Source organism: Nocardiopsis alborubida (assembly GCF_012396365.1).
GTDB lineage: Bacteria > Actinomycetota > Actinomycetes > Streptosporangiales > Streptosporangiaceae > Nocardiopsis > Nocardiopsis alborubida.
In genome coordinates this window covers 148398-173880 of sequence record NZ_JAAXPG010000005.1, presented here as the reverse complement: position 1 = coordinate 173880, position 25483 = coordinate 148398, and the positions used below count along the sequence as shown (strand labels likewise).

Sequence of the window (25483 nt, the reverse complement as noted above, 5' to 3'; positions counted from 1 at the left end):
GGAGGAACCCCCATGAAGGACGACGGCAGACGTACGAGCGCGGTGGGCGTCACGGGGGCCGCCAGCGCCCTCCTCGTGACGGCGGCGGTGCTCCTGGACATATGGATGGGGAACGGCGGGCCGGACCTGACGGTCCTCGCCTACGTGCTCCTCGGGCTCGCCGTCGTCGCGCTCGCCTGGCAGGCGGTTCTCCTCGTACGGCCCCTCCGGCGCCGGGGCTCCCCGGGAAAGCACTCCGCCGAACGGTGACGGGCGGTCCAGGGCGTCAGCTCCGGTGGGCGTCCACCGGTTCGGCGGCGCCGAGGACGTGCGCGCGGCCCCAGGCCCCGAGCGGGGCCAGGGCCTCGCTCAGGGACTCCCCCAGCGGGGTGAGCGAGTACTCGACCCGGGGCGGCACCTCGCCGAAGTCCTCCCGGTGCACGATCCCGTCCTGCTCCAGCTCGCGCAGGTGGGAGGCCAGGACCTTCTCGGTGACGCCGTCGAGCGCCCGGCGCAGCTCACCGAAGCGGCGCGGCTCCTCCTCCAGCGCCCACAGGATCAGCACCTTCCACCTGCCGCCGATGACGTCCATCGCCGCGTCGATACCGCAGTGGTACGCGCCGGGCCTCCGTGCGCCGACCATCGCCCCTCCATCCCGCCAGCACGCTTACCCCGAGGTGCGCACGCACTTCGAAGTGCGTACTTGTCGGGGCTCCGACGGGCGACGAGCCTAGTGCACATGAACGCACACGACACCGACAAGCCCCGCGTCGCCCTGCTCGGGCTCGGGGACATGGGCACCGCCCTCGCCCGCGCCTGGCTCGCCGCCGGGTACCCGCTGACCGTCTGGAACCGGACCCCGTCCCGAGCCGAGCCGTTGGCCCGGGAGGGCGCCGACGTCGCCGCGACGGCGGCCGGGGCGGTCGCCTCCGCCCGCCTGGTGGTGGCCTGCCTGCTCGACGACCACTCCGTGGGCGCGGCGCTGGCCGACGCCGACCTGGCGGACCGGGACCTGTTCAACCTCACCACCGGGACTCCGGAGCAGTCACGGGCCCGCGCGGAGTGGGCGCGCGGGCGCGGCGCCCGCTTCGTCAGCGGTGGCGTCATGGCCGTTCCGCCGATGATCGGCGTCCCCGGCTCGGGCGGGTACGTGTTCTACAGCGGTTCCGAGGAGGCCTTCGCCGAGCACGAGGCGGCCCTGTCCGCCGTGACCGGGACCGTGTTCGTCGGCGGGGACGCCGGGCTGGCCGACCTGTACGACGTGGCCCTGCTCAGCGCGATGAGCGGCATGTTCGCCGGGGTCGCGCACGCCTTCGCCCTGGTCCGCGGCGAGGACGTGCCTCTGAGGGGGTTCGGGTCCCTGCTGGCGGACTGGCTGGGCGCGATGACCCTCGGCGTCCACACCACCGCGGAGCACCTGGAGAGCGGTGACTACACCACGGGCGTCGTGTCCAACCTCGCCATGCGGGTGAGGGGCAACCGGACCCTGCTGCGCACCGCCGAGGAGCAGGGGGTGAGCACCGAACTCCTCGCACCGTACGCGGAGCTGATGGAGCGCCGCCTCGCCCGGGGCCACGGCGACGAGGACGATACGGGGGTGGTGGACCTGCTCGCCGCGCCCCGCCGCTGAACGCGGGCGGGCAGCGCCCACCGGGCGGCCGCACCGGCTTCCACCGGCTGTGGCCGCCCGGTCCGGACTGCCGGGGCGGCAGTGACCGGCAGGGCTCATCATGCCGGTGCTCCGCGGCGTGATCTTGTACTCATAGCGGGGTTCGAGAGCCGACACCGGCTACGCGCATAGGATCATCACGGCTCGAAGGCCCTGGAACCGCACCGGCGACGCCTTACGGGGTCAGACCTCCACGGTTCCGCCGCAGCGCCAGTACCGGGTGCGGTCGCGCTCCATGAACCCCTCGTCTACCAGGCCGCGGCGCAGCACCGCCACGTTGGCGCTGAACCCGCTCAGGACCGTGTTGACCTCGGCCTCGCTGTAGCGCACCCCCGGTTCGAAGGCCCGGGCGACCTGGTCGAGCAGGACCAGCCGGGCGGTGCGGCGGACCGGGATCGCGGTGATCCGCCCGTCTGCCATGCAGGCGCGCAGCACCTCCCGGCGCTCGCTCTCCGTCAGCGGACCCTCCACCACGCCGCCACCTCCTCAGCGGCCGACCGTCAGCATCCCGTGCACGACCGTCTCGACCCTGCGCGCGGCCTCGTCGGGGTCGATGGGCTGCAGCGAGTAGGACACCGTCAGGCGCAGGGCGACGTCGGCCGCGGCCTCGGCGGCGAAGCCGGCCAGCTCCGGGTAGCGCTCCCCCAGCAGGGCGGTGATGCGCTCGCCCAGGACGTCCAGCAGCGGTTCGGCGCGCGTGGTGAGCACAGGCAGGAGCCCGTGGTCCCCGGTCACCACCGCGCGCAGCAGCGGGTTGTCGCGGGCGGACAGCAGCACCAGGCGCGTGGCCCGGCTCACCGCGTGCGGCGGGTCCTCGCCCTCCTCCTCCAGGAGGCGCACCACCCGGTCGAGCAGCGCGTTGACCTCGCGTACCACGACGGCCTGGAGCAGGCCCTCCTTGCTGCCGAACACGTTGTACAGGGTCTGGCGCGACACCCGGGCGACCGCCGCGATGTCCACCATGCGCCGGTCGGACCACCCGCCCGAGACGACCTCGGCGTAGGCGGCGTCCAACAAGCGCTCCCGCGCCGAGGTGCCCTCGGCGCGCCCCTGCCGGTTCGCGGTGTCCATGTCCCCATCCTCGCATCCGCCGCCGCGGACGACACCCCTGACGCTCCCCCCGCCGGGCCGCCGTTCCCTCGGACCCCGGCGGTGGGGAACTAACACTCTGGTCACGCGCGTGCGCCCCTTTGGCCATGTTCGTGCCCGTGAGGGTAGCGTTACCGGTCATGGTGTCCTTTGACGATGATCTGCGGCTGGCCCACGTGCTCGCCGACGCTGCCGACGACATCGCGCTCAAGCGCTTCCGGGCGCTTGACCTCGTCGTCGACACCAAACCCGACCTCACCCACGTGACCGAGGCCGACCGGATGGTGGAGGAGACGCTCCGCGGCGTGCTCTCCCGCGCCCGGCCCCGCGACGCCGTGGTGGGCGAGGAGTACGGCAAGACGGGCAACAGCAACCGGGTGTGGGTCATCGATCCCATCGACGGCACCGCGAACTACGTCCGCGGTGTCCCGGTGTGGGCGACCCTGATCGCCCTGCTGGAGGGGGACCGTCCCGTGGTGGGCGTGGTCTCGGCCCCGGCGCTGTACCGCCGGTGGTGGGCCTCCCGGGGCGGCGGCGCCTGGCAGGGCCGCAGCCTGTCCAAGGCCTCGCGCTGCCACGTGTCCACGGTGTCGGAGCTGTCGGACGCCTCGCTGAGCTTCTCCTCGCTGACCGGCTGGGAGCAGCAGGGCCGCCTCGACTCCTTCCTCGGCCTGACCCGCTCGGTCTGGCGCACCCGCGCCTACGGCGACTTCTGGTCGCACGTGATGGTCGCCGAGGGCGTCGTGGACGTCTCCGCCGAGCCCGAGCTGTCGCTGTGGGACGCCGCGCCGCTGCCCGTCATCCTGGAGGAGGCGGGCGGACGGGCCACCAACCTGCGCGGCGAGGGCTTCAAGGACGGCGGCCCCCTGGTGTGCACCAACGGCGCGGTCCACGACCAGGTGCTGACCTGGCTCAACGGCGGCCCCACACCGCTGCACCGCGTCTGACCCCACCCCCGGAGCAACAGAGGGTACATCCTCAGACACCGTAGGTAGTAACGTGCGGTGGTGTGCTGACCACGACACCCCTCCGGGCCTCCCTGTGCGCGGCCGCGGTCCTACTGGCCACCGCCTGCGGCGGTGGCCACGGGCGCGGTCCCGAACAGCTGCGCGAGATGATCGCCGACACCGTGCGCTCCTCCGTCCGGGGGGAGGGCCCCGGCCTGGGCGTCCCCGACACCGCGTTCGACCCCGCCAGGTACCCGTGCGTGCCCGCCGTGGACAGCCGGGCCGCCCACCCCTGGCGCACCGAGGTGCCGCGCGTGACCGCGGACGGCCCCGTCGAACTGGGCGTCCTGGCTCCGGAGGGCGCGGGCACCGCCTCGGTGACCGTCTCCGTCACCGGGCCCCGCGGCGGCACCGCCACCACCAGGGCGGCGGTCGCGTCCGGCGAGTGGACCCGCGTGCGCTACCCCGACGACTTCGATGGTGCGCAGGGCTCCCCCTCCGCGGGGGCGCACACCGTGGTCTGGTCGGACACCGGCTCGGGGGCGCCGCTCACCTGCGACGAGTTCGAGTCGGCCTGAGACCCCGGCCCCGCCGCGCTTGCGTCCGTTCCCTCTCCAGCGCGCGGCCCGAAACGGCGGCCCGGAATTAATTCGGACTGACTGAACCGAAACCGCCTCCTTCCACGATGAGTCTGGTGAAAACCCCGCCACCCCCGCGGGTATCCCGTCGCCGCCGTCGCGGCGCCCGGATCTCACAGACATCACGGGAAGGGGCCGAATGCTGCGTTCCCTCACAGCCGGGATCGTGCTGGCCTTCGCCGGTTCACGGGCCAACGTGGCCCGGACCATCCTGTCCTGCGCGGGCATCGTCGTCGGTGTCGGCGCACTGATCCTCGTGGTCAGCGCCAGCGACTTCGGCCAGCGCTTCGCCACCGCCTACAGCGAGGCCAACGCGGGCCGCCCGGCGACCCTGGAGGTCACCGTGCACGGCCGGGTCACCGACCGCGCCGCCTTCGAGCAGGACCTGCTCCGGGCGGGCGGCCAGGACGTCTCGATCTACCACAGGCCCTCCCAGATCCCCTCGATCCGCTCCGGCGGCTCCGTCCTGCCCGACGTGGAGTTCCTCGGCGTGGACCCCACCCTGGGCGACATCCGGCGGATGAACCTGGCCGAGGGCCGCTGGTTCACCGAGGCCGACACCGAGTCGCTGGCACCGGTCATGGTCGTCAACGAGGAACTCGCGAACGCGCTGGGCGACCTCACCCGCGTCCAGGTCGGCACCGGCCGGTGGACGGACGTGCGCGTCGTCGGCGTCCTGAGGGGCTCCGCGCTGGACATGGGCTGGTACAGCGCCTACCTGCTGCGCGCCCCCGCCTCCGAGGAACTGCTCTTCGGGGCCTCCACCGGCGCGCAGGAGCGGGGGGAGGAGTCGGCCGACCCGTTCCTCATGGGCGACATGACCACCTACCAGGTGCGGATCGACCCGCGCGACCCCGCGGCGCAGGACCCGTGGGGAGAGGTCTTCGCCGACCGCCTGGCGTCGGTGTCCTGGCGCTGGGGCGTGGAGGAGCGGGACGCCGTCATGGCCTACCGCACGGACTACGCCGAGGAGGTCGGCCAGGTCATCACCTACATGTCCTGGGGCCTCACCGGCATCGCCGCCGTCACCCTCACCACCGGCCTGCTGGGCGTGCTCAACGTGGGGCTGGTCACCGTACGCGAGCGCCGCCGCGAACTGGCCACCTACCGCGCCCTGGGCGCGAGCCGGTTCACCCTGTTCGTGGCCGTGGTCATGGAGTCGGTCGTGGTGTCCCTGGTGGCCGGACTCATCGCGCTCGCCGCCTGCTGGGCCCTGCTGGCCGCGGGCGGCGCGGTGCTGGAGGGCTTCGTGTCGCTGCCCGCCGACGTCCCCCTGAACATCCCCGCGTCCGGAGTACTCGTCGGCCTGGGCAGCGCCGCCCTCGTCGGGATGCTGGCCGGGATCATCCCCGCGATGCGGGCGCTGCGCGCGTCCGTGGTCGCCGGACTCCGGGAATAGGAGAGATCACGTGAAGAAGTGGATCATCATCGGCGCGGCCCTGGTCCTCGTGGGAGGACTGACCGGCGCCGGCTACCTCCTGGTGTCCCGTCCGGGCGGCCCGGGCGCCGGAGAGGGCGCCGGCATGCAGGAGGCCGCCCTGGACGTGGGCGGGGCGCCGGTCGAGGTGGTGATGGGCGAGGTCAGCTCCGTGCTGGTCCTGGACGCCGTCGTCCGGGCCGAGCCCGGCGAGACGGTCGAGGCCCGCAACGGGGGCACGGTCTCCCACCTGTGGGTGGGCGAGGGCGCCGAGGTCGGCCAGGGCGCCCCGGTGGTCAACGTGAGGGTGCCCGCCGGGGGCGCGCCCGTCAACGGGGAGGACGGCCAGGTCCCCGACGCCCCCGCGACCGAGGAGGTCACCCTGTACGCGCCCGCCGCCGGAACGGTGTCGGGGCTGGAGGACGTCCTGGTCGGCGACGTGTTGGAGCCCGGCGCGGTGGTGGCCACGGTCGCCCCCGAGGAGTTCCGCGCCGTCGCGTCGATCCCGCCCAACGACCTCTACCGGTTCTACGAGGACCCCGAGGACATCCTGCTCCAGATCGACCAGGGGCCGCCCGCGGCCGCGTGCGGGTTCCTGTCCCTGGGCACGGCCGGGGGAGGCGCCCCCGCCCCCGAGGAGGGCGGCGGGGACGCCGAGGGCGACGGCGGTGGCGGCGGGGCCGAACTGGCCTGCCGGGTGCCCGCCGACCTGGAGGTCTTCGAGGGCGTGCTGGGCCAGCTGTCGGTCAGCACCGGCGCGGCCGCGAACGCGCTCATCGTCCCCGTGACCGCGGTGCGCGGCACCGCCGGGTCGGGCGAGGTCGTGGTGGTGGGCGATGACGGCACCGAGGAGACCCGCGAGGTGGAGCTGGGCGTCTCCGACGGGTCGTCCGTCGAGGTCACCGAGGGGCTGAGCATCGGGGAGAGGGTCCTGGACCCGATCCCGCTCGACCCCCGGTTCGACGTGCCCGGTGCCTACGGCTCCGAGGACGGGTTCGCCGAGGAGGGTGAGGGCTAGATGTCCGTCGACGCACCGGCCCCCGAGACCGCGCCGCTCCGCCCCCGCCCGGCGCCCCTGCTGGACGTGGAGGGGATGACCCGGCACTTCACGGTGTCGGGGACCCGGATCGACGTGCTGCACGACTGCACGTTCCGGGTGGGGCGGGGAGAGGTGGTGGCGATCGTCGGCCAGTCCGGCTCGGGCAAGTCCACCCTGCTCAACGTGCTGGGCCTGCTCGACCGGCCCAGCGGCGGCACGTACACGTTCGACGGCGTGGACACCACCCGCCTGGGCGAGGGGCCGAGGTCGCGCCTGCGCGGCGAGGGGATCGGCTTCGTGTTCCAGCAGTTCCACCTGCTGGAGCGGCGGACCGCCCTGGCCAACGTCGGCGTGCCGATGGTCCTCGGCGGCGTGCCCCTGCTGCGCCGCCGTGCGCGGGCCCGCGAACTGCTGGAGGCCGTGGGGCTGGGGCACCGGCTGCACTCGCAGCCGCACCAGCTCTCCGGCGGTGAGCAGCAGCGTGTGGCCCTGGCGCGGGCGCTGAGCCGGGAACCCGCCCTGATCCTCGCCGACGAGCCCACGGGCGCCCTGGACGCCGCCAGCAGCACCATGATCATGGACCAACTGCTGGAGCAGGCCCGGATCCGCGACGCCGCGGTGGCCGTGGTGACACACGACCCCGGGGTGGCCGAGCGGGCCGACCGCGTGGTCGAACTCGTGGAGGGCCGCACCCGCTGAGCGCGCGCCGCCCGGGAGACCGGGCGGCGCACCGGAGCGCGGGCACACGAAAAACGCCGGGCGCGAAATGCGCCCGGCGTTTTGCTGGTAGCGGGGACAGGATTTGAACCTGCGACCTCTGGGTTATGAGCCCAGCGAGCTACCGAACTGCTCCACCCCGCGTCGTGATCTCTATTTTAGGGGGTTTAGCCCCGGGTGGCAAATCGGTTTTCCCTGAGTTTCCCTGGAGAAAACCGGTGGAGATCCCACCCTGTGGTAGTCGGTTTCCCGACCGCCTTCGGCAATCCTACCAGCGCTTGCACCCTGGTCCGACCACCCGGACTCCCCCTGGGGGGCGTCCGCTTCCGCCCTCCTCCGAAAAGGAGGAGAAAGGAAAACCGACGGACCCGGGATTTCTCCCGGGTCCGGGTCTGGTAGCGGGGACAGGATTTGAACCTGCGACCTCTGGGTTATGAGCCCAGCGAGCTACCGAACTGCTCCACCCCGCGTCGTTGTGTCTACACAGTAGCGCGCCCTGAACAAAAACCCAAATCGGCGGATCGGGACGTGCCAGCGGACCCGTAGAGCCTTCGCGGGCGCCGGACCCAGGGTACGCGGAGCCCTCACGCGGCCCGTCCCCGCGGCGCCCGGGGGCGCGGGAGCGGAGGCCCCCGGAGACGAGCTCCCGGAACGCCTGAGGGGGCGGGGGCCCGAGGACCCCCGCCCCCTCACGGAGCGGTCACCGCCGGAAGGCGGGGCTCAGTTCTCGTCCAGCTGCTGCTGGATGTCCTCCAGCGCCTCACGCAGGCGGTCGTTGGCCTCCTCGTTGGACTGCTGGGCCTCCTCCCAGGCCTCGACTGCCTCGTTGAGGGAGTCGGTGAGTTCCTGGTCGCCTCCGCCGCCCTCGCCGCCGCCACCGGCGCCGGCCTCCTCCTCCGGGGTCGCCTCGGCGCCCTCCTCGGCGCCCTCCTCGGGGGGCGTGCCCTCTCCGTCGAAGAGGTTGCTGAGCGCGTCCGGCAGGCTGTTGCCGATGGCCACCTCGTCACCGAAGCCGACCATGACCTGCTGGAGCAGCGGGAAGGAGGCGGCTCCGCCGCCGCCCGCCTGCACGTACAGCGGCTCGACGTAGAGCAGGCCGCCGGCGAACGGCAGCGTGAGCAGGTTGCCCCGCGTCACCTCCGCGTTGGACTGCTCCAGCGGCAGCAGCACCTCGCGGACGTCGGCGTCGGCGTCGAAGGCGTTCTGCACCTGCCCGGGGCCGAGGATCACCGTGCTCCGCGGCAGCTCCAGCAGCTTGAGCTGGCCGTAGTTCTCGGAGCGCGGGTCGCTGTCCACCGCCATGAAGGCCGCCAGGTTCTCGCGACCGCGCGGCACGAACGTGCTGGTCAGCGAGAAGGTCGACTCCTCACCCGGGTACTGGATGGTCTGCCTGTAGGGCGGCTCGGGGGCCTCGGTCTCGTTGGTCGGGTCGTTGGGGACCGACCAGAAGTCCTGACCGCCGTAGTAGGCCGCGGCGTCCGTCACGTGGTACTCGCGCATGATCTGGCGCTGCACCTTGAACAGGTCGTCCGGGTAGCGCAGGTGGTCGATGAGCTCCTCGCTCATCTGGTCCCTGCTGACGACGGTCCCGGGGAAGGCGTCCATCCAGGTCTGGAGGACCGGGTCCGCCTCGTCCCACGCGTACAGGGTGACGGTGCCGTCGTAGGCGTCGACGGTGGCCTTCACCGAGTTGCGGATGTAGTTGACCTCGTTGCCCGGCAGCGCGCCCACCTGCTGGGCCGAGCCGTCGGTGAAGGTGTCGGTCACCGCCTGGGTGAAGTCGATCCGGTTGGCGTACGGGTAGCCGTCGGACGTGGTGTAGGCGTCCACGATCCACACGACCCGGCCGTCGACGACCGCCGGGTAGGGGCGGCTGTCCGTGGTCAGGTACGGGGCCACCTTCTCCACGCGCTCCACCGGGTCGCGCTCGTAGATGATGCGCGAGTCGTCGGTGATGGCGCTGTTGAGCAGGATGTTGGGTTCCTGGTACTTGATCGCGTACAGGATCCGGTCGAAGAAGCTGGCCAGCTGGACGCCGCCGTCGCCGTCGTAGCGGTTGTAGGCCTGCGAGTCGCTGCCCTCCTCGGCGCCCTCACCGCCCTCTCCGCCGCCCTGGCCCTCACCCTCGGCGGGGGCCTCCTCAGCGGTCTGCTCCGCGGCCTCCTGGTCGGCGTCGGCCGGGGCGCGGGCCTCGTCCGGGCTCGGGGTGACCTCGGCCTCGACGGCGTCCTCCGGGGTCGGGACGTCGCCCGTCTCCTCCTCGGCGTCGAGGGGGTAGTCGTACTCCTCCTCGGCCTGGACGATGGCGTACTCGGCGCCCTCGCGGCCGTAGTAGATGCGCGGCTCGTACTCGCCGACGACGTCGCTCAGCTCACCGCGCGGAGGGATGTTGTACTCGGTGAAGACCGGGCGGCCCTCGGCGTCGATCTGGGTGCCCGCGGCGGCGACCATGCCGTAGCCGTGGGTGTAGATCAGGTGCCTGTTGAGCCAGTTGTCCTGGTCGGCGGGCGGCCCGTCCAGCTCGCGGACGGCCACGATCGTGTCGATCAGGTTGCCCTCGGAGTTCGGGTAGCGGTCGACCTCCAGCACCTCGGGGAACTGGTAGAAGCCGCGGACCTGCTGCATCTGCTGGAAGGTCTGCGAGACCACCGAGGGGTCGACCAGTCGCACGGTGGTGTCCTGGGACTCCTCCACCAGGTCCTGCGCGCTGAGCTCGGTGGTGGCGTCGTAGGCCTCCACCTCGGCGTCGTCGATGCCGTAGGCCTGGCGCGTGTACTCGATGTTGCGCTCGATGTAGGGGCTCTCCAGGCGCTGCTCGTTGGGCGAGACCTGGAAGCGCTGGACGATCTCGGGGTAGGCCACGCCGACCAGCACCGCGGACAGCACCAGCAGTCCGAGGCTGGCCATGGGGACCATGATGTTCTTGAAGTAGATGTTGGCGAAGAACAGCACGGCGCAGATGACCGAGATGACCGTGAGGATGAGCAGCGCGGTCTTGACCGCGTTCACGTCGGTGTACGAGGCGCCGAAGGTGTAGCCGCGTTCGGAGAAGACCAGGCCGTAGCGGTCCAGCCAGTAGGAACCGCCGCGCAGCAGCACGAACAGGCCCAGCAGCACCGACAGGTGCACGCGGGCCGAGGGGGTGGCGCGCTGGCCGGAGTCGTTCTGGAGGCGGACCCCGCCGTACAGGTAGTGCACGATCACCGCGGCGATGAACGCCAGGATGACCGCCGCGTACAGGTAGCCGAGCAGGATGCGCAGGAACGGGTAGGTGAACGCGAAGAAGGCCACGTCCATGCCGAACTCGGGGTCGTTCACCCCGAAGTCGGTGCTGTTCACGAACTGGAGGTAGGACCGCCAGTCACCGCTGGCCGCGGCTCCGGCCAGCAGCGCGAGGGCCCCCACCGCGATCCAGAAGAACAGTTTGCGGTGCGGGTCGATGGACTGCCGGTAGCGGTCCAGGCCCTGCTGCTCCAGGCTCATCGGCCGGATGCCGGGCCGGGAGCGGTAGGCGAAGAAGATGCTGGCGCCGACGATGACGGCCATCACCAGGCCGGCGACGGCGAACAGCAGCACGCGGGTCCACAGTTCGGTCAGGAAGACCGAGGTGTAGCCGACGGAATCGAACCACTTGAAGTCGGTCCAGAAGTTCGCGGCGAGCATCAGCCCCGCGATGATGACGACCACGGTCGCCGCGACTGGCGCGAGCAACCTTGATCGGCGAGGCATACGCGCAGGTGGTGCGCCGGGCGATCGGAAGCTCACGCCTCCCCCTCGTTCTGGCTTGGTAGGTGCGTATGGGTGCGCGTGTGGCGCTCTGTTACTGAAAACTTAATCGGTGGCCGCAGGGTTCCCGAAATGGCCCTCGACAGAGTGACAAGGCTGCATCGTTGCTGTATCGGAGTCGCATCCGGAAGGCCACGTGGCGACCCTACTGTCCAAAAACAGGGGCGTCGCGCTTCCCGCATCGGTCACTATGGAAACGTGTCGAACATTCGCGAAGCCGTCATGGACCTCGAACGCCACGCAGCCGAGCAGGGCTGGGACCGGCCGCTGGGCCTCTACGCCCTGGTGCCGACCGCGGAACTGCTGCGGGCGGAGCCCGCGCTGGCCGGTCTGCTGGGCATCGACTCCCCCGCGGACCCCGGTGAGCTGACCCCCGTCGAGCAGGAGCAGCTGCCCGCCGACGTCCCGCTGGAGGAGGCGCTGGGCCGCATCCTGTGGCCGGAGGGGGTGGCCGGGTGCGCGCTGGTGATGGAGCGCCTGGTGGTCAAGGGCACGGACGAGACCCTGGCCCCGGACGAGCAGCCGGGCGCCTCCGGCCGCGAGACCGAGGAGATCCGCATGGTCGCCGGTGTGCTGCGCGACGGATCGCGGCACTGCGCGATGCGCATGCGCAGCCACGACAGCGAGTCGGAGGTGCTCAACGGGGCGGACCTCATCCCCGCGCTGACCTCAGCGCTGGCGCTGACCCTGGACCTGGACGAGGAGTCCGAACAGGGCTGACCCGCGCCAGGGCGCCCACGGGGTTGCCGGAGGCCCCGGGTGCGCGCCCGAGGAACGAGGGTACGCGCGCGGGGGTGAAGGCTCCCGTACTCCGGGCGCCCGAGCACGGGCCGAAGCGGAGCGGATGTCCCCGGGCGGGCGCCGACCCCCTACTCGCAGCGCGGCAGCTCGCCCTCGCCGGTACGGATGGTCTCCAGCGCCCCGACCGCGTCGTCGAGGGTCTCCACCCGGACCACCTCCAGTTCGCCGTAGGCGGCCGACTGGGAGACCTGGGAGCAGCTTTCGGCGGCCACGAGGAAGTACTCGGCCCCGTCGCGCTGGGCGCTGACCATCTTCTGCGGGATGCCGCTGATCCCGCCGACCCGGCCGTCGGCGGTGATGGTGCCCGACCCGGCGACGGCCGCGCCGCCGGTGAGGCTCTCCTCGCTGAGGCGGTCCATGATCCCGAGCGCGAACATCATGCCCGCGCTGGGTCCGCCGATGTCGCCGACCGTGATCTCCACGTCCACGGGGAAGTCGGTCTCGTCGGCGATGAGCACGCCGACCGCCGCGCCGCCCGAGTCGCCCTCCTCGCTGGCGACCTCCACCTCGACGGTCTCGCCGTCGCGCTCCAGGGTGAGGCCGACCGGGTCGCCGGGCTCGCGGTCGCCGACCATCTCCACGACCGCGGCGCTGCCCGCGGGGGCGTCGGGGTCGCCGCCCCGCGTGGGCACCGGCTCGCCGTCCACGGCCACGACGGCGTCGCCCGCCTCCACCACGCCGTGCGCGGGCATGCCCTCGATGGTGCCGCTGACCACGGGGACCGCCTCGTACTCCATGCCGAGCTGGGTGAGCGCGGCGGCGGTGGCGTCGGTCTGCGAGTCGTTCATCTGCACCGTCTGGCGCTCGGTGACCTCCTCGGGCGTGCGCCCCGAGGGGAAGAGCAGCTCCTCGGGCAGGACCGCCTGGGTGGGCGAGAGCCAGGCGGTGACGACGGTGAGGAAGTCGAGCCGGTGCTGGGGCCCGCCCGCGTACTGCACGGTCACCATGGACAGGGCGCCCTCGTGCTCGTAGCTCTCGGCGCCCTCGATCTCGATGACCGGCCCGCGGTCGGTCTGCCCGACCGTGTTGACGGTCAGGCCCGGCGCGGCGACCAGGTAGGGCACGGGCAGGTAGAGGCTGCCGATCCCGAGCCCGACGAGGAGGACGAGCGCGACAACGAGGGTCATGGCACGACGAAGCATGCCCCCCAGCCTATTGCCGCGCCCGGACCCGCGGGGGTCCGCCCTCCGGCCCCTCCGGCCTCCCCGGACGGTCAGGGGGCGCCCACCCACTCGCTGCGGCCGTCCTCGAAGTCCTGCTGCTTCCAGATGGGCACCTGGGCCTTGAGGTCGTCGATGAGGCGGCGGCAGGCCTCGAAGGCCTCCTGCCGGTGCTGGGCCGCGGCGGCCACGACCACCGCGATGTCGCCGATCTCCAGCTGGCCGACCCGGTGCGTCGCGGCCATCCTCACCACGGGGCGGTCCGGGACGGAGGTGTCGCTGAGGACCTTCTCCATGACGACGCGCAGCTGGGCCTCCACCGTCGGGTGGGCGGAGTAGGCCAGGCGGGCGACGTCACGGCCGTGGTCGTGGTCGCGGACGGTGCCGACGAAGACCGCGGTGCCGCCCGCGCGCGGGTCGGAGACCGCTGCGAGGACCTCGTCCACCGACAGGGGGGTGTCGCGTACTGACGCGAGAGTGATCTCTTCCACGACATGACCGTACCAACCGGACGTTCCCCCATGTGGGGAAGCGGGGTGCGCGTTCCGTCGCACGCGCGCGGGCCCCGGGTCTCACGCCCCCTTGCGCTTGCGCAGGTGGCGGATGGCCGCGGCCGTGCCGATGGCCGCCGCGGCGGCTCCGGCGGCGCCCGCGGCGGTGATGGTGACCTCCTTGCGGCCCAGGCTGCGCCCGACCAGCGCGGGCCTGCCGCTCCGGGACTCCAGCAGGGCGGCCAGGGCGGACCCGTTGTCGTGGGCGGGCTTCCACCCGGCCTCGCGCAGCACCGCGCAGTCCACCACGCACGGGTAGACGAGGAACTTCAACTCGCCCTCCGCCGCCGGGGTGATCCGTGCCTGGTGGAGGCGGCGGACGGCGCCGAAGGCCAGGTTGGCGGGCACCTCGAAGTGCTTCATCCCGGCGACGGCCTCCACCTCGTCCTGGGTGAGGGAGCCCTCGCTGGCGACGGCGACCACGCCCTCGGGCCCGTCCACCCCGTGCAGGGCGCAGAAGGCCAGGGCGCTGGCCAGGTCGTCCTCGTGGCAGAACTGCCAGTGCTGTTCGTGCCCCTTGACGGTGAGCAGGCGCGGGGCGGAGAAGTGGCGGCTGAGCAGGGTGTCGAGCCCGGGCCCCACGAGCGGGGCGGGGCGCACGACGGTGACGGTGAGGCTGGGGTGGGCCCGGCGGGCACGCTCGGCGAGGGCCTCGATCTCGGCGAAGTCGCCCATGAGCCCCTCGCTGTTGTCGGACACGCGCGCCGCGTTCTCCGCCAGGGGCACGGGGCTGTCGGGGGCGGCTCCGTAGACCATGGTGCTGGTGACCAGGATGACGCGGGGCACCCCCGAGGCCGCCGCGGCGGTCAGGACCGTCTGGGCCGCGCGGATGTTGTGCGCGCGGCGCCGCGCGGGCCGGGTCTCCAGGGAGCGGTCGTCGGCGGTGTGCACGAGCACGTCGACCCCGCCGAGCCGGGAGACCAGTCCGGGGTCGCACACGTCGGCGATGCGCCAGGTGACACCGCGCAGATCGGCGAGTTCGGCGTCGATGGCCACGACCTCGCGAAGGCGTGCGGAACTCTCTGGCGCGGCCAGGCGTTGCACGAGGAGCCGGCCCACCCCGGAGGCGGCACCGGTGACAGCGACCACCGTGCCCGCTCCCTCGGAGGGGCTGTGCTCTGGGCGAACCTGGCTGCTTTCGGTATTCACTCCGGGCGACTCCCAGCTAACGTGACAGTGGAGACCAAACCTAATCCTGCCTGAGGTCTGATTGTGAGCGACCTGCCATTCGGTTTCAGCATGCCGAACGATCCCGATGACGAGTCCGGACGCCGTTCTGGCGACTCCGGCTCGGGTGCCGGCAGCGGCGGCCCGGGCGGAGGAGGATCCGGAACGCCGGACGGCTTCCCGTTCGGCGACCCGCAGCAGATGGCCAACATGCTGCGTCAGTTCGCCGACATGATGTCGGCCCAACCCGGTCCCGGTCCCGGAGGCGACCAGAAGTCGTCGTCCGGGGTGAACTGGGACATGGCCAAGGACGTCGCGCGCCAGACGGTCGCCCAGGAGGGCGACCCGAGCGTCCCGGCGTCCGACTACGCCAGGGTCGAGGAGGCCCTGCGCCTGGCCGACCTGTGGCTCGACCAGGCTACCGACCTGCCGTCGGGCGTCCACACCGCCCAGGCCTGGAGCCGGTCGGAGTGGATCGAGCGGACGATGGACTCGTGGGTGCAGCTGTGCGACCCGCTGACCAGCAAGACCGTCCGGTCGATGGGGCAGAACCTGCCCGAGGAGATGCGGTCCGTCGCCGGTCCGCTGTTGGGCATGATCCAGCAGATGGGCAACATGATGGTCGGCCGCCAGGCGGGCCAGGCCGTGGGCGAGCTGTCCCGCGAGGTGGTCGGCACCGCCGACATCGGGCTGCCCCTGGCCGGCGAGGGCCGCGCGGCGCTGCTGCCCTCCGGCGTGGCGCGCTTCAGCGAGGGACTGGAGGTCCCCGAGGACGAGGTGCGCCTGTACCTGGCCGCCCGCGAGGCCGCCGTGCACCGGCTGTACTCGCACGTGCCGTGGCTGCGCTCGCACGTGTCCCGGCTGGTCAACGAGTACGCGGACGGGATGTCCTTCGACATCAGCGGCCTGGAGGACCGGCTCGGTGAGATCGACCTCACCAACCCCGAGGCGCTCCAGGAGGCCCTGGGCGGTGTCGGGGGCGAGGGACTGCTCCAGCCCGAGGACACCCCGCAGCAGAAGGCCGCGCTGGCCCGGCTGGAGACCACCCTGGCGCTGATCGAGGGCTGGGTGGCCACCGTGGTCTCGTCCGCGGTGTCCGGACGCCTGCCGCAGGCGGACGCCCTGGCCGAGGCGACCCGGCGGCGCCGGGCGACCGGCGGGCCCGCCGAGCACACGTTCGCCGCCCTGGTCGGCCTGGAGCTGCGCCCGCGCCGTCTGCGCGAGGCGTCCGCTCTGTGGTCCGCCCTGGAGGAGGCGCGTGGCGTGGAGGGTCGGGACGCGGTCTGGGAGCACCCGGACCTGATGCCCACCGGCGACGACCTGGACGACCCGGAGGCCTTCGTGCGCGGGGGCGGTGACGAGTTCGGCGGCGCCGACTTCGACATCTCCTCGCTGACCGGGGACGCCCCCGGCAGGAAGAGGACGGGGGACGGCGAGGACGCGTCGGCTGACGGCAGGTCCGGTGAGGACTCCTCCGACTCCGGCCGGGACGAGGACGACGGCCGGGGAGAGGGCGCGTAGGTGTCACTGCACGCGGACGCCCGGGCGGTGCTGGGCGCGTGGACCGCGCCCGACGCCCGGCAGGAGGAGCTGCGCCGCTCCTACCTCGACCACCTGGAGGCGCACGGGGACGGGATGTGGCGCTCCTGCCTGCCCGGCCACGTGACGGCCAGCACGGCGATCATCTCCGCCGACGGCTCGCGTGCGGTGCTCACCCTGCACCGGATCCACCGGATCTGGTTGCAGACCGGCGGGCACTGCGAGCCGGAGGACACCACTCTGGGGGCGGCGGCGCTGCGCGAGGCGGCCGAGGAGTCGGGCATCCGGGGGCTCACCCTGCTGCCCGAGCCCGTCGGGCTGGACCGCCACGCGGTGCCCTGCGGGGGCGGCAGCTTCCACCTGGACGTGCAGTACGCGGCGGTCGCCCCCGAGGACGCGGTGCTGGTGCGCGACCCCGACGAATCGGCCGACCTGGGCTGGTTCCCGGTGGACGACCTGCCCGAGCCCTCCGACGAGGTGTGCCGTTCCCTGGTGCGCACCGCCGCCGCGGCGGTGGCCCGCCACCTGCGCTCGTCCGCACGCCCTCTGGGTACGGACCCGGGCACGCGCTGACGCGGAACCCGGGTGCGGAGCGGCCCGGGCAAGGGCGCCGTTGAGGCGGGCACTGGTCCCGTTCCCGCGCTCCCACGGCACACGACGGCCCCACCGGAGCTCTCCGGCGGGGCCGTTCACGTCGGGTCAGCCGCAGTTGGTGGCGTAGCGCTCGGTGGCCTGGTTGCCGATGACCCCTCGCCAGTCGACACAGGAGCCGCTGGCGTACACGTACACCGGACCGGCGTAGTAGCTGTACTCGCCCGTGTCCGACTTGAAGGAGCTGGCGTCCCCCGCCCGGCGCAGACCCGCGCTCATGGGCATGGCGAAGCCTTCGCTGTCGGCGCTGCGGACGGTGACCACGCAGTTGTAGCCGTTGGAGCTGTTGTAGGTCAGGAACACGGTGCCCAGGTCGAAGCGGACCGGGGCGGAGTTGACCACCGAGTAGCCCGAGCCGCAGGCGCCGTTGTAGGCGGCGGCGCTGGCCGGGGAAGCCGTGACCACACCGGCGGCCAGAAGCGTCAGGGTCGCGGCGGCGGTCGCCAGGGTCTTCTTGAGTGTCCTCATGGGGAGTGGGTGTCCGTTTCGGTTCGGTGGGGCCCGTGGCCCGCGTGACCGCAGAAAAGTACCCCAGAACACACGGGAGCAGGAGAGCGATAAGGGCGAAAAAGGCCTTTTGCCCCTGTCCGCATCGGTATCGGCGCCTCCGTGCTCCCGCCCGCGCCCGAACGACCCGGCAGTTCCCGGGTCCCGGAGCGGGAGAGTCCGACGGGTCCGGCCACCGGCGCCCCCGACGGGCGAAGCGGGGCCGAAACGGCGTTCGGCCCCCTGCCGACCGTGGGCCCCGTCGATCGCGGGCACCTGTCGGGTCCGTGCGGCTCCGCCCCGGCGGGCCCGCTCACTCCTCGAAGGCGACCTCGGCGGCGTCGAGCTCCTCCTCGTCGTCCCCGGTGCCGAAGGGGTCGTCGGACTCGGCGCGGGAGGCGGCGCTGAAGCCCTCCAGGTAGCCGCGGGCCCGCTCGGCCTTGGGGTAGCGGCGCACCAGGTCCCAGAACTCCCGGCCGTGGTGCGGGATGAACAGGTGCGCGAGTTCGTGGATGAGGACGTAGTCCACGACCCAGGAGGGCATTCCGGCGACCCGGCGGGAGATGCGGATCGTGCGGGTCTCGGGGGTGCACGACCCCCAGCGCGAGTTCTGGTTGTCCACCCAGCGCACGCTCTCGGGGAGCTCGGTGCCGTCCAGGTAGCGGCGGGCCAGTTCCAGCGCGCGCTCGTGGAGTTCGGCGTCGCCTGGGTTGCGGCGCCCCTCGCGGGCCTCCAGTCGTTGCAGCATGCGGCCCACCCAGCGCTTTTCCTCTGCGCGGGAGAACGTCGCGGGCACGAGGACGACCGTGGTGTCCCCGTCCCTGTAGGCCGACACCGTGCGGCGGCGACGAGGACTGCGTCGTACCTCGATTTTGGTGTTCGAGAGCACGAACTTTACGGTAGCCGAGCGAGGCGCTTCAGCACAGGTGTCTCCTGTCCTGTTATGTCGCCGATCTGTCGGCTTCTCCGACTCCCGGAACGTAACCGAAAAACGCGGACCGGTAGCACATTCCGCCCTGACCAGGGCCGTTTTTCGGCTGTGTGACGGGCCACGAAGGGGTTTCCCGGAACATTCCGGTGCCCTTTCGGATACACAAAAGAGACCGGACGGTGACCCCCGGAGGGGCCCCGCCCGGTCCCGGACCGGCACCGTGGTCAGTTCGGGGCGTCGTGCGTCACGTCACGTCAACACAGACGTGACCACGCGATTTCCATGAGCGCCTGTTCGGCACGGCGCTCCTCGCGCTGGCGGGCGCGCAGCTGGCGGGCGGTGAGCCTTCTGCCCTGCTGTTCACGCGTCTCGACGTCGGTCCGCTCGACCACGCGCATGAGTTCCATCATCATCATCTGTCTTCGATCCTTCGGGTCTGTGGGGGTGGGGCTGTGGCTGGAACGGTCAGGCCGCGACCGGAGCGGGGTTCTTCCGGGGGCGGCCCCTGGGGCGCTTGCGCGCCACGACCTGCCCGGAGACGAGCAGCTGCCCGCCCCAGACCCCCCAGGGCTCGCCGCGCTCCAGGGCGTCGGCCAGGCACTGCTCCCGCACGGGGCACGCGCCGCAGACGGCCTTGGCCGCCTCGACGTCGGCGGGCGCCTCGGCGAAGAACAGGTCGGGCTCCAGGCGGCAGGGAACTTCGGTGTCGCCCAGCCAGGGCGTTTCCAGGACCGACGCAAGCATCGGTGCCCTCCAAGATCTTTGATCGTTTCGTACAACGCGGTCGGTGACTGGTCACCGGAACCGGTCCGGTGGGGGACCTGGACTTGCGATGCCGCCGCCCTCTCCCTCGTCCCTGGGGGACGGGGAGCTGGCGAAGATACAAAGAAAGCCGCGGCCCCTGTCGGGGTCCGCGGCCACGGTCGAAGCTCTCGGCCTGTCCTGCTCTAGGCCGGAATCCTCCGTGGACACTCCCCCGATGCGCCATACGGGCGCTGGGTAGCTTCTGCTGCGTGCTTCGTCTGGTGCTTGCCACGATCAAGGGCGGGCCCGGACTCGACGGACACACCACTGCCGAGGACGGTCCGCTCGACCTGGGACACCATCAGCGGGGAACGGGATCCGAGGAACCCGGTGCCGCCGTTGGTGCGGCCGTTGCCGGCACCAGCGGTGGTGGCCCCGCCGAAGACGGCGAGGACGTCCGTGTGACCGCCCAGGAGGGTGCCCTGAACAGCGGTCGGGGACAGCTGACGCGACGGCATGGCGAAGCCGGTGGCGAAGCCTGTGGTCTCCGTGATGCTGGTCATTGGATCGGGCACCTCCTTCACTGTCGGGCGACGGGATCTTGCACCCGCGCCGGGAGCGGTCATTGCGACGGAGTACACACTATGGGTTGGCGCAGAAAGAGAGCAACCTATTTTTGACCTGCGAAAACGTCCGCATCCGGTCACGGGTTCGCGGGAATGCCGCGGCGCCCGGAGGCGTTGCCCTCTGGCATCCCCCGACCTCCCGTCCGGCGCCCTCCCCAAAACGCGACGAGGCCCCGGTCACGGCGCGTGCCGTGACCGGGGCCTTTGGCCGGTGGCGTCCCCCGGCCTCTAGAACGGCTCCGGGAGGGGGTCGGACCAGCCCTCGGCGTCCACCACCCGGATCAGTCCCTCCTGCACCACCGAGCACACGAGTTCGCCCTCGCGGGTGTAGACCAGCCCGCGCGCCAGGCCGCGGGCGCCCTGGGCCGTCGGGGCCTCCTGCGCGTACAGCAGCCACTCGTCGGCGCGGAACGGCCGGTGGAACCACATCGCGTGGTCCAGGCTGGCCATGGAGATCCCCGCGAAGGAACGGCCGTGGCGCAGCAGCACGGTGTCCAGCAGGGTCATGTCCGAGGCGTAGGTCATCAGGCACACGTGGGTGAGGCGGTCGTCGGGCAGCCTGCCGTCCACCTTGAGCCACACCGGGTTGTTGGCGGTGCGCAGCCGCGGGTCGCGCTCGGCCTCGTAGGACAGCGGTCCCACCGGGCGCAGCTCGATGGGGTGCCAGCGCACGAACCCGGGCACCCGGCCGAAGGCCTCCCGCAGGCGCTCGCGGGTGCTCGGCAGTTCCTCCGGCGGCGGGACGTCGGGCATCGGGATCCGGTGGTCCAGGCCCGGCTCCTCCTTGTGGAAGGAGGCCGACAGGGTGAAGATCGGCTTGCCGTGCTGGACGGCCACCACCCGGCGGGTGGTGAAGGAGCGGCCGTCCCGGACGCGGTCCACCTCGTAGACGATGGGCACCGAGGGGTCGCCGGGGCGTATGAAGTACGCGTGCAGGGAGTGCACGTGGCGCTCGGTGGGGACGGTGCGTCCCGCCGCGACCAGCGCCTGGCCCGCGACCTGGCCGCCGAACACCCGCTGCGGACCCTCCTCGGGGCTGCTGCCCCGGAAGATGTCGTCCTCGATCCGCTCCAGGTCCAGCACGGTCAGCAGGTCGGAGAGGGACTGCCCCCGCACCTGCGCGTCGGCGCTCTCACTCATCCGCCGCTTCCTCCCCGTCGTCTTCCGCCCCGCGGTCCGCGACCTCCGCCGGGTCCGCGCCCGCCACCAGCGCCAGTACCGCCTCACCGTAGCGATCGAGCTTGACCGCGCCGACACCGGACACGGCCGCGAGCTGGGTGAGGCTGCCGGGTTCCTGCTCGGCCACGGCCTGGAGGGTGGCGTCGGTGAAGATCACGTACGCGGGCACCTTCTGCTCCTGCGCGCACGCGCGGCGCCATTCGCGCAACCGCTCCAGCAGTGCCTCGTCGTAGCTGGAGGGGCAGTCCAGGCAGCGGCCCAGCTTGCGCTCGGCCGCGTCGGTGAGGGTGGCCGAGCACACCCGGCAGCGGGTCACGCCGCCCTTGCGGCGCTCGGCGCGCCGGGATGCTGTGGACGGGGAGGCGGGGCGCAGGCCGTCGAGGAAGCGGGAGGGCTTGCGGGTCTTCCTGCCGCCGGGCGAGCGGGCCAGGGACCACGACATCGCCAGGTGCTCGCGGGCCCGCGTGACGCCCACGTAGAACAGGCGGCGCTCCTCCTCCACCTGCTCGTCGGTCTCGGCGTAGATGATCGGCATCATGCCCTCGGTGAGGCCGACCAGGAAGACGGCGTCCCACTCCAGGCCCTTGGCCGCGTGCAGGGAGGCGATGGTGACGCCCTCGAAGCCGGGCGCGTGCTCGGTGGCCATGCGCACGTCGAGCTCGTCCACGAGGTCGGCCATGGTCACCGGCGCGCCGTCGGGCCGCGGCGCGGCGGCCATGTCCTCGGCCAGCTGGGCCAGCGCCGACAGCGACTCCCAGCGCTCGCGGGCCTGGCGCCCCTCGGGCGCGGCCTCGGTCAGGCCGAGCTGCCCGAGCAGCTGGCGGACGGTGCGCACCAGCGGCTCGGCCTCCTCCCCCGCCGCCCCGTGCCGGGCGCCGCGCAGGGTGTGCACGGCCTGCTTGATCTCGGGGCGCTCGAAGAACCGGGTGGTCCCGCGCATCGTGAACGGCACGCCCTCGTCGGTCAGGGCCTGCTCGTAGGAGGCCGACTGGCCGTTGGTGCGCACCAGCACCGCGATCTCGCTGGCCGGGGTGCCGCCCTCCATCAGGACGCTGATCTTGCGGGCGACCCCGGTGGCCTCGGCGGGCTCGTCGTCGTACTCCTGGTACATGGGGTCGGGGCCGTCGGGGCGCTGGGCCTGGAGGGTCAGGTGCTGGGCGGAGGTCGTGCCGCGCGCCTGGGCGATGACGTGGTTGGCCACCCGCACGACCTGGGGGGTGGAGCGGTAGTCGCGGACCAGCTGGACCACGGTGGCGTGGGGGTAGCGGGCACCGAACCCGGTCAGGTAGCCGGGGGTGGCCCCGGCGAAGGAGTAGATGGTCTGGCTGGGGTCGCCGACCACGCACAGGTCGTCGCGGTCACCCAGCCAGGCGTCCAGGAGCAGGCGCTGGAGCGGGTTGACGTCCTGGAACTCGTCGACGACGAAGTACCGGTACTGCTCGCGCACGCGCTGGGCGATGGCCGGGTACTCGGTGATCATTCCGGCGGTGAGTTCGAGCATGGACTCGAAGTCGAGGAGGTTGTGCTCGCGGCGTATGTCCTCGTAGGCCTCGAAGACCCGGGCCACCTCGCCCGCGGGCATCGGGGGCTGGCGGCCCGCCTTGACCACGGCCTTGTCGTAGTCGGTGGGGCGCACCTGGGTGACCTTGGACCACTCGATCTCGCTGGCCAGGTCGCGCAGGCCGTTGCGGTCGGGCTGCAGGCCCACCGAGTGGGCGGCGCGTGAGACCACCGAGAGCTTGCTCTCGATGAGGGTGGGCTTCTCGCCGCCGACGACCTGGGGCCAGAAGAAGGAGAGCTGGCGCAGGGCGGCGGCGTGGAAGGTGCGGGCCTGCACGCGGGGGGCGCCCAGGGCTCGCAGCCTGCCGCGCATCTCCCCGGCGGCGCGCGCGGTGAAGGTGACCGCGAGGACCTGCTGCTCGGCGACCACCCCGCTGGAGACCGCGTACGCGATGCGGTGGGTGATGGCCCGGGTCTTGCCCGTTCCGGCACCGGCCAGGATGCACACGGGGCCGCGCAGCGCGCGCGCGGCCTGGGTCTGCTCCGGGTCCAGTCCCTCCAGGACGCGGTCGGGATCCATGGTGCTCCTGCGTAGGGTCGGGGTGGATGGGGTCCCAGTCTCTCAAGTATCGGCCGTGGCGGGGAGCGGATCGGTCCCCGCGCCCGCCGCCGGGCCGTGTGAGGCACATCAGACATTCCAGAACCAGTTGGTCCTGTGAGGCGTCCCACGTTGTGTCGCGCGGTCCCGGGAAGCGGTCCGGCCCCCTCGGTGTTGAGATGACCGGACCGATCCATCGACCGTAGACGAAAGAAGGACGTGAGCGACATGACGAGCGCGGCGACCGAACAGTTCACGATGTACACCACCCCGTGGTGCGGGTACTGCAAGCGGCTCAAGAGCCAGCTCGCCCGCGAGGGGATCACCGGTCGTGAGGTGAACATCGAGGAGCACCCGGAGGCCGCGGAACTGGTCATGAAGGCCAACGGCGGCAACCAGACGGTTCCGACGCTGGTCTTCAGTGACGGTGCGGCGATGACCAACCCGTCGCTCGCTCAGGTGAAGCAGAAGCTGGCCGAGCTGTCGTAGGACGGTACGCGGGCCGCGGGCCGCGCCCTGGGGCGCGGCCCGGGGCCCGTACCGCGGGGCCCGCCTTCGGCGGTGCACCTCCGACGGCGCTCGGGTCACGAAGGGCTCGGACGATGACGACGGGGAGTGTGGAGTTGGGGGAGGACATGAGGCCTCATGACATTGCGGTCGCCGACACGGTGGACACCGGTGTGGTCCGCCGCACCCCGGCCGGATGGCGGGTGGGCGGCGGCGAGGAGGTGCCCGACCTGGTGAGCGCGATGGTCCTGGCGGACCTGCTCACCGGCGAGTCGGGGACCCGGACCCCGCGTTCCCAGGCACCCGGCCGGGCCCCGGAGGGCGCTTCGGAGGTGGAGCGGCTGCGGCACACCATCGCGCAGCTGGAGCACGCGCTGCACTCGCGCGTGGTGGTGGAGCAGGCGATCGGGGTCCTGGCGGAGCGGCACACGATGGCGCCCCGCGAGGCCTTCGAGCGGCTGCGCTCCTCGGCGCGCTCGCGCGGCCGCAAGGTGGCCGACCTGGCGCGGGACGTGGTGGAGAGCAGCACGAGTCCTCTGACCGTGCTGCCCGACGAACTGGGTGCCTCCCCCGGTTCGCGTTAGCAGACTGGCCAGAAACGTTGCTGGTGTGAAGTAAGGGTCCCGACCTGCGGTGATCTTGTACTTATAGCGAGGTTGGACCGTCGAGACGCGCTATGGGTACAAGATCACGGCGGAGGTTCCGGTCCCGCCCCGGGCGCTTCCCCGCGCCCCGGAAACGTCCTCGCCGGCAGCGGCTCCCGGCCGCCGCGGGGCCGCTCGCGGGAGCTGGTCCGGGGTCACCAGCCGCCGGGGAGCTCGGCGCCGTACCAGTGCTCGATGAGGGTGCGGGCGATCGAGACCCGCCCGGGCAGCAGGATCTCCTCCGAGTGCACGGCCTCGGCCAGTTCGGCGCGGGTGAACCACCGGGTGACGCCGATCTCGTCGTCGGTGCGCTCGGTCTCGCCCACGGCCCGCGCGGTGTAACCCACCATCAGGCTGCGCGGGAAGGGCCAGGGCTGCGAGGACAGGTAGCGCGGGCGCTCGACCACGATCCCCGCCTCCTCGGCGACCTCGCGGACCACGGCCTGCTCCAGCGACTCCCCCGCGTCGACGAACCCGGCCAGCACCGAGAAGCGGCGGGCGTCCCAGTTGGGGTTGTTGCCGAGCAGCATCTCCTCGCGGCCGTCGCGCTCGCGGTGCACCAGCATGATCACCGCCGGGTCCATCCGGGGGTACTGCTCGGTGCCCTCCTCGTCGCACACGCGCACGTGCCCGGCCGCGGCCGGGGTGGTGCGGGAGCCGCAGCGGGGGCAGAACCCGTGGGTGGCGTTCCAGTTCGCGAGGGCGACGGCGCGGGTCATCAGCCCGGTGTCGCGGTCGCCCAGGAGCGAGCCGATCTCGCGCAGGGAGGCCGGGGCGGCATGTTCGGTGGCGGCGAGCTCCCGGCCGGAGCGGACCGCGAAGTAGGCGTCCCGCCCGTCGGTGCCGAGCAGGTAGCGCTCGCCCTCGGGCGCCTCGGCCGGGGGGACCATGACGAGTTCGGGGCTGTCCCCGGTGGTGATCAGGGCCCGGGACTGCTTGGCCATGACGGCCCGCCAGCCGTGGCTGACGGGGTCACCGCCCTCCAGCACCAGCACCCGGGTGCCCGGGGCGGCCCACGCCTCGGCCAGCCACTCCCCGTCCAGGCGCCGGTGCGCGGCGGGGTCGACGGAGAAGCGGGAGAGGGAGGGAGTCGCGTCGGCGTCCATGGGTCCTTCCGG

At 72.5% G+C, this 25483-nt stretch carries 27 protein-coding genes and 2 tRNA genes; 12 read left to right on the top strand and 17 right to left on the bottom strand.

Translation table 11 applies throughout. The annotated features are described in order from the left end of the window. Nucleotides 1–12: 12 nt before the first annotated feature. Nucleotides 13–249, top strand: coding sequence for a hypothetical protein (locus tag HGB44_RS07280; protein ID WP_168443977.1), 237 nt, complete (start codon nucleotides 13–15; stop codon nucleotides 247–249). A gap of 16 nt (nucleotides 250–265) precedes the next feature. Here the strand turns inward: HGB44_RS07280 and HGB44_RS07275 are convergent, their stop codons facing one another. Then, nucleotides 266–622: a winged helix-turn-helix transcriptional regulator gene (locus HGB44_RS07275; protein WP_061081949.1), complete on the bottom strand. Its 357-nt coding sequence runs from the start codon at nucleotides 620–622 to the stop codon at nucleotides 266–268. A 96-nt stretch (nucleotides 623–718) separates the two neighbouring features. Here HGB44_RS07275 and HGB44_RS07270 point away from each other — a divergent pair, with 96 nt between their 5' ends. Then, nucleotides 719–1609: an NAD(P)-dependent oxidoreductase gene (locus tag HGB44_RS07270; protein WP_061081950.1), complete on the top strand. Its 891-nt coding sequence runs from the start codon at nucleotides 719–721 to the stop codon at nucleotides 1607–1609. 222 nt (nucleotides 1610–1831) lie between these two features. Here the strand turns inward: HGB44_RS07270 and HGB44_RS07265 are convergent, their stop codons facing one another. Beyond that, nucleotides 1832–2122 (bottom strand): DUF2087 domain-containing protein, encoded by a 291-nt coding sequence (locus HGB44_RS07265; protein ID WP_061081951.1) that lies wholly within the window; start codon nucleotides 2120–2122, stop codon nucleotides 1832–1834. Nucleotides 2123–2134: 12 nt separating this feature from the next. Further along, nucleotides 2135–2719, bottom strand: coding sequence for a TetR/AcrR family transcriptional regulator (locus tag HGB44_RS07260; protein WP_061081952.1), 585 nt, complete (start codon nucleotides 2717–2719; stop codon nucleotides 2135–2137). A 158-nt stretch (nucleotides 2720–2877) separates the two neighbouring features. Here HGB44_RS07260 and hisN point away from each other — a divergent pair, with 158 nt between their 5' ends. From hisN to HGB44_RS07235, 5 genes are all read left to right on the top strand, one after another. Beyond that, nucleotides 2878–3684, top strand: coding sequence for a histidinol-phosphatase (gene hisN / locus HGB44_RS07255; RefSeq protein ID WP_061081953.1), 807 nt, complete (start codon nucleotides 2878–2880; stop codon nucleotides 3682–3684). A gap of 62 nt (nucleotides 3685–3746) precedes the next feature. Further along, nucleotides 3747–4262 (top strand): hypothetical protein, encoded by a 516-nt coding sequence (locus HGB44_RS07250; protein WP_061081954.1) that lies wholly within the window; start codon nucleotides 3747–3749, stop codon nucleotides 4260–4262. Nucleotides 4263–4461: 199 nt separating this feature from the next. Further along, the gene (locus HGB44_RS07245; protein WP_061081955.1) at nucleotides 4462–5721 is read left to right on the top strand and encodes an ABC transporter permease; all 1260 of its coding nucleotides are present in this window, start codon (nucleotides 4462–4464) and stop codon (nucleotides 5719–5721) included. A 10-nt stretch (nucleotides 5722–5731) separates the two neighbouring features. Beyond that, a complete protein-coding gene (locus HGB44_RS07240) occupies nucleotides 5732–6757 on the top strand; it encodes an efflux RND transporter periplasmic adaptor subunit (RefSeq protein WP_061081956.1) in 1026 nt (341 codons plus the stop codon). Beyond that, nucleotides 6758–7477: an ABC transporter ATP-binding protein gene (locus tag HGB44_RS07235; protein WP_061081957.1), complete on the top strand. Its 720-nt coding sequence runs from the start codon at nucleotides 6758–6760 to the stop codon at nucleotides 7475–7477. Nucleotides 7478–7562: 85 nt separating this feature from the next. Here the strand turns inward: HGB44_RS07235 and HGB44_RS07230 are convergent. The 3 genes from HGB44_RS07230 to HGB44_RS07220 all read right to left on the bottom strand — a co-directional run bounded on the left by HGB44_RS07230 (nucleotide 7563) and on the right by HGB44_RS07220 (nucleotide 11224). Then, nucleotides 7563–7639 (bottom strand) — tRNA-Met (locus HGB44_RS07230). A 249-nt stretch (nucleotides 7640–7888) separates the two neighbouring features. After that, nucleotides 7889–7965: transfer RNA gene (locus HGB44_RS07225), tRNA-Met, on the bottom strand. A gap of 250 nt (nucleotides 7966–8215) precedes the next feature. After that, nucleotides 8216–11224, bottom strand: a complete 3009-nt coding sequence (locus HGB44_RS07220; protein WP_210751253.1) for a UPF0182 family membrane protein — start codon at nucleotides 11222–11224, stop codon at nucleotides 8216–8218. Nucleotides 11225–11479: 255 nt separating this feature from the next. Between HGB44_RS07220 and HGB44_RS07215 the strand changes: the two genes are divergently transcribed. After that, nucleotides 11480–12001: a PPA1309 family protein gene (locus HGB44_RS07215; protein WP_269458480.1), complete on the top strand. Its 522-nt coding sequence runs from the start codon at nucleotides 11480–11482 to the stop codon at nucleotides 11999–12001. Between the two features lie 149 nt (nucleotides 12002–12150). Here the strand turns inward: HGB44_RS07215 and HGB44_RS07210 are convergent, their stop codons facing one another. The 3 genes from HGB44_RS07210 to HGB44_RS07200 form a co-directional block, all read right to left on the bottom strand. Next, nucleotides 12151–13209 (bottom strand): YlbL family protein, encoded by a 1059-nt coding sequence (locus HGB44_RS07210; protein ID WP_061081960.1) that lies wholly within the window; start codon nucleotides 13207–13209, stop codon nucleotides 12151–12153. Between the two features lie 86 nt (nucleotides 13210–13295). Beyond that, complete coding sequence (locus tag HGB44_RS07205; RefSeq protein WP_061081961.1) at nucleotides 13296–13733, bottom strand: molybdenum cofactor biosynthesis protein MoaE; 438 nt, start codon at nucleotides 13731–13733, stop codon at nucleotides 13296–13298. Between the two features lie 81 nt (nucleotides 13734–13814). After that, nucleotides 13815–14882 (bottom strand): NAD-dependent epimerase/dehydratase family protein, encoded by a 1068-nt coding sequence (locus tag HGB44_RS07200; protein ID WP_061081962.1) that lies wholly within the window; start codon nucleotides 14880–14882, stop codon nucleotides 13815–13817. A gap of 123 nt (nucleotides 14883–15005) precedes the next feature. Here HGB44_RS07200 and HGB44_RS07195 point away from each other — a divergent pair, with 123 nt between their 5' ends. Together HGB44_RS07195 and HGB44_RS07190 are read left to right on the top strand one after the other, a co-directional pair. Beyond that, nucleotides 15006–16481 carry a zinc-dependent metalloprotease gene (locus tag HGB44_RS07195; RefSeq protein ID WP_061081963.1) on the top strand — a complete coding sequence of 492 codons (1476 nt, stop codon included), beginning with the start codon at nucleotides 15006–15008 and terminating at the stop codon, nucleotides 16479–16481. Beyond that, nucleotides 16482–17072: an NUDIX domain-containing protein gene (locus HGB44_RS07190; RefSeq protein ID WP_061081964.1), complete on the top strand. Its 591-nt coding sequence runs from the start codon at nucleotides 16482–16484 to the stop codon at nucleotides 17070–17072. Nucleotides 17073–17198: 126 nt separating this feature from the next. On the opposite strand, the gene HGB44_RS07185 is transcribed toward HGB44_RS07190, so the two are convergent. The 7 genes from HGB44_RS07185 to HGB44_RS07155 all read right to left on the bottom strand — a co-directional run bounded on the left by HGB44_RS07185 (nucleotide 17199) and on the right by HGB44_RS07155 (nucleotide 23196). Continuing rightward, nucleotides 17199–17618, bottom strand: a complete 420-nt coding sequence (locus HGB44_RS07185) for a hypothetical protein (RefSeq protein ID WP_061081965.1) — start codon at nucleotides 17616–17618, stop codon at nucleotides 17199–17201. A 331-nt stretch (nucleotides 17619–17949) separates the two neighbouring features. Next, nucleotides 17950–18525, bottom strand: a complete 576-nt coding sequence (locus HGB44_RS07180; RefSeq protein WP_061081966.1) for a M48 metallopeptidase family protein — start codon at nucleotides 18523–18525, stop codon at nucleotides 17950–17952. Between the two features lie 296 nt (nucleotides 18526–18821). Continuing rightward, nucleotides 18822–18983: a hypothetical protein gene (locus HGB44_RS07175; protein ID WP_013154808.1), complete on the bottom strand. Its 162-nt coding sequence runs from the start codon at nucleotides 18981–18983 to the stop codon at nucleotides 18822–18824. A gap of 49 nt (nucleotides 18984–19032) precedes the next feature. Further along, on the bottom strand, nucleotides 19033–19311 hold the full coding sequence (locus HGB44_RS07170) for a WhiB family transcriptional regulator (RefSeq protein ID WP_013154809.1): 279 nt from the start codon (nucleotides 19309–19311) through the stop codon (nucleotides 19033–19035). Nucleotides 19312–19514: 203 nt separating this feature from the next. After that, nucleotides 19515–19874 carry a hypothetical protein gene (locus HGB44_RS07165; protein ID WP_061081967.1) on the bottom strand — a complete coding sequence of 120 codons (360 nt, stop codon included), beginning with the start codon at nucleotides 19872–19874 and terminating at the stop codon, nucleotides 19515–19517. 291 nt (nucleotides 19875–20165) lie between these two features. After that, nucleotides 20166–21077 (bottom strand): acyl-CoA thioesterase II, encoded by a 912-nt coding sequence (tesB, locus tag HGB44_RS07160; protein WP_061081968.1) that lies wholly within the window; start codon nucleotides 21075–21077, stop codon nucleotides 20166–20168. After that, nucleotides 21070–23196, bottom strand: a complete 2127-nt coding sequence (locus HGB44_RS07155) for an ATP-dependent DNA helicase UvrD2 (RefSeq protein WP_061081969.1) — start codon at nucleotides 23194–23196, stop codon at nucleotides 21070–21072. Before HGB44_RS07155 ends, tesB begins: the two co-directional genes overlap by 8 nt. Nucleotides 23197–23442: 246 nt before the next feature. On the opposite strand from HGB44_RS07155, the gene HGB44_RS07150 reads away from it, so the two are divergent. Continuing rightward, nucleotides 23443–23703 (top strand): mycoredoxin, encoded by a 261-nt coding sequence (locus HGB44_RS07150; RefSeq protein ID WP_017564218.1) that lies wholly within the window; start codon nucleotides 23443–23445, stop codon nucleotides 23701–23703. A gap of 146 nt (nucleotides 23704–23849) precedes the next feature. Continuing rightward, a complete protein-coding gene (locus HGB44_RS07145) occupies nucleotides 23850–24305 on the top strand; it encodes an ANTAR domain-containing protein (RefSeq protein ID WP_210751252.1) in 456 nt (151 codons plus the stop codon). A gap of 215 nt (nucleotides 24306–24520) precedes the next feature. Here HGB44_RS07145 and nudC read toward each other — a convergent pair whose 3' ends face one another. Beyond that, a complete protein-coding gene (nudC, locus tag HGB44_RS07140) occupies nucleotides 24521–25471 on the bottom strand; it encodes an NAD(+) diphosphatase (protein ID WP_061081971.1) in 951 nt (316 codons plus the stop codon). Between the last annotated feature and the right edge of the window lie 12 nt (nucleotides 25472–25483).

Bases quoted from the DNA above. Each gene is read 5' to 3' on its own strand.
- HGB44_RS07280 (WP_168443977.1), top strand. From the start codon at position 13: ATGAAGGACGACGGCAGACGTACGAGCGCGGTGGGCGTCACGGGGGCC.
- HGB44_RS07275 (WP_061081949.1), bottom strand. From the start codon at position 622: ATGGTCGGCGCACGGAGGCCCGGCGCGTACCACTGCGGTATCGACGCG.
- HGB44_RS07270 (WP_061081950.1), top strand. From the start codon at position 719: ATGAACGCACACGACACCGACAAGCCCCGCGTCGCCCTGCTCGGGCTC.
- HGB44_RS07260 (WP_061081952.1), bottom strand. From the start codon at position 2,719: ATGGACACCGCGAACCGGCAGGGGCGCGCCGAGGGCACCTCGGCGCGG.
- hisN (WP_061081953.1), top strand. From the start codon at position 2,878: ATGGTGTCCTTTGACGATGATCTGCGGCTGGCCCACGTGCTCGCCGAC.
- HGB44_RS07245 (WP_061081955.1), top strand. From the start codon at position 4,462: ATGCTGCGTTCCCTCACAGCCGGGATCGTGCTGGCCTTCGCCGGTTCA.
- HGB44_RS07235 (WP_061081957.1), top strand. From the start codon at position 6,758: ATGTCCGTCGACGCACCGGCCCCCGAGACCGCGCCGCTCCGCCCCCGC.
- HGB44_RS07220 (WP_210751253.1), bottom strand. From the start codon at position 11,224: ATGCCTCGCCGATCAAGGTTGCTCGCGCCAGTCGCGGCGACCGTGGTC.
- HGB44_RS07210 (WP_061081960.1), bottom strand. From the start codon at position 13,209: ATGACCCTCGTTGTCGCGCTCGTCCTCCTCGTCGGGCTCGGGATCGGC.
- HGB44_RS07185 (WP_061081965.1), bottom strand. From the start codon at position 17,618: ATGAGGACACTCAAGAAGACCCTGGCGACCGCCGCCGCGACCCTGACG.
- HGB44_RS07175 (WP_013154808.1), bottom strand. From the start codon at position 18,983: ATGATGATGATGGAACTCATGCGCGTGGTCGAGCGGACCGACGTCGAG.
- HGB44_RS07170 (WP_013154809.1), bottom strand. From the start codon at position 19,311: ATGCTTGCGTCGGTCCTGGAAACGCCCTGGCTGGGCGACACCGAAGTT.
- HGB44_RS07165 (WP_061081967.1), bottom strand. From the start codon at position 19,874: ATGACCAGCATCACGGAGACCACAGGCTTCGCCACCGGCTTCGCCATG.
- tesB (WP_061081968.1), bottom strand. From the start codon at position 21,077: ATGAGTGAGAGCGCCGACGCGCAGGTGCGGGGGCAGTCCCTCTCCGAC.
- HGB44_RS07155 (WP_061081969.1), bottom strand. From the start codon at position 23,196: ATGGATCCCGACCGCGTCCTGGAGGGACTGGACCCGGAGCAGACCCAG.
- HGB44_RS07150 (WP_017564218.1), top strand. From the start codon at position 23,443: ATGACGAGCGCGGCGACCGAACAGTTCACGATGTACACCACCCCGTGG.
- HGB44_RS07145 (WP_210751252.1), top strand. From the start codon at position 23,850: ATGAGGCCTCATGACATTGCGGTCGCCGACACGGTGGACACCGGTGTG.
- nudC (WP_061081971.1), bottom strand. From the start codon at position 25,471: ATGGACGCCGACGCGACTCCCTCCCTCTCCCGCTTCTCCGTCGACCCC.